The sequence below is a fragment of the Nocardia sp. NPDC004415 genome (assembly GCF_053602435.1).
In genome coordinates, this window is sequence record NZ_JBSGDP010000125.1 from 1 (window position 1) to 1,734 (window position 1,734).

At 66.4% G+C, this 1,734-nt stretch carries 1 protein-coding gene; it reads right to left on the reverse strand.

Annotation, left to right across the window (positions count from 1 at the left end):
• Window positions 1–108: 108 nt before the first annotated feature.
• The coding region (locus ACWEMY_RS29225; RefSeq protein ID WP_452392605.1) for an ATP-dependent Clp protease ATP-binding subunit at window positions 109–1,734 on the reverse strand (1,626 nt) is incomplete at its 5' end.

The window sequence follows — 1,734 nt, forward strand, 5'->3', positions numbered from 1 at the left end:
CTCGAGCGATAGGTCGACCTGTGCGATGAAGTGGGTGTGTGAGGCTCGCACTATAACGAAGTCCGCCCCCCACAACGGGCCGGGGGCGGACTTCGTTCGATCAGACGATTACTCGCCGGAGGCGGCGGCTTCGGGGGCTGTGCCCTCGCCGGCGCCGGTGAGGACGACCTCGGGCTTGTCGTCGCCCGCGGGGGCCTTGGTCAGCTTCGCCTTGCCGGTGAAGGTGAACTTGGCGTCCTCGCCGAGGCCCTCGCCGTTCCAGCCCTCGACATCGACCACGATGGTCTGGCCGGCGCCGATCTCGCCGAAGAGGATCTTCTCCGAGAGCTGGTCCTCGATCTCGCGCTGGATCGTGCGACGCAGCGGACGCGCGCCCAGGACCGGGTCGAAGCCGCGCTTGGCGAGCAGGGCCTTGGCCTGGTCGGTGAGCTCGATCGCCATGTCCTTGTTCTTCAGCTGCTTGGCGACGCGCCCGATCATCAGGTCCACCATCTGCACGATCTGCTCGCTGTTGAGCTGGTGGAAGACGATCACGTCGTCGATGCGGTTGAGGAACTCGGGGCGGAAGTGCTTCTTGAGCTCGTCGTTGACCTTGAGCTTCATCCGCTCGTAGTTCGACCCCTCGGCGTTGGACTGGGTGAAGCCCAGGCCGACAGCCTTGGAGATGTCGGAGGTGCCCAGGTTCGAGGTGAAGATCAGCACGGTGTTCTTGAAGTCGACCGTACGACCCTGACCGTCGGTGAGACGGCCGTCCTCGAGCACCTGCAGGAGGGTGTTGTAGATCTCCTGGTGCGCCTTCTCGATCTCGTCGAACAGCACCACCGAGAACGGCTTGCGGCGCACCTTCTCGGTGAGCTGGCCGCCCTCCTCGTAGCCCACGTACCCGGGAGGGGCACCGAACAGGCGCGAAGCGGTGAAGCGGTCGTGGAACTCGCCCATGTCGATCTGGATGAGCGCGTCGTCGTCGCCGAACAGGAAGTTCGCCAGCGCCTTGGACAGCTCGGTCTTACCGACACCGGACGGACCGGCGAAGATGAACGAGCCGGAGGGGCGCTTGGGGTCCTTCAGGCCGGCGCGAGTGCGGCGGATCGCCTTGGAGACGGCCTTGACGGCGTCTTCCTGGCCGATGATCCGCTTGTGCAGCTCGTCCTCCATGCGGAGCAGACGGGTGGTCTCCTCCTCGGTGAGCTTGAAGACGGGGATGCCGGTCCAGTTGGCCAGCACCTCCGCGATCTGCTCGTCGTCGACCTCGGCAACGACGTCCAGGTCACCGGAACGCCACTGCTTCTCCCGCTCGGCGCGCTTGGCGACGAGCTGCTTCTCCTTGTCACGCAGACGCGCGGCCTTCTCGAAGTCCTGCGCGTCGATGGCGCTTTCCTTCTCGCGGCGGGCGTCGGCGATCTTGTCGTCGAAGTCGCGCAGGTCCGGCGGCGCGGTCATCCGGCGGATGCGCATGCGCGCGCCCGCCTCGTCGATGAGGTCGATCGCCTTGTCCGGCAGGAACCGGTCGTTGATGTAGCGGTCGGCCAGCGTCGCGGCGGCGACCAGGGCACCGTCGGTGATGGACACCCGGTGGTGCGCCTCGTAGCGGTCGCGCAGACCCTTGAGGATGTTGATGGTGTGCTCGACGGTCGGCTCGCCGACCTGCACCGGCTGGAAGCGGCGTTCCAGGGCGGCGTCCTTCTCGATGTACTTGCGGTACTCGTCGAGGGTGGTCGCGCCGATGGTCTGCAG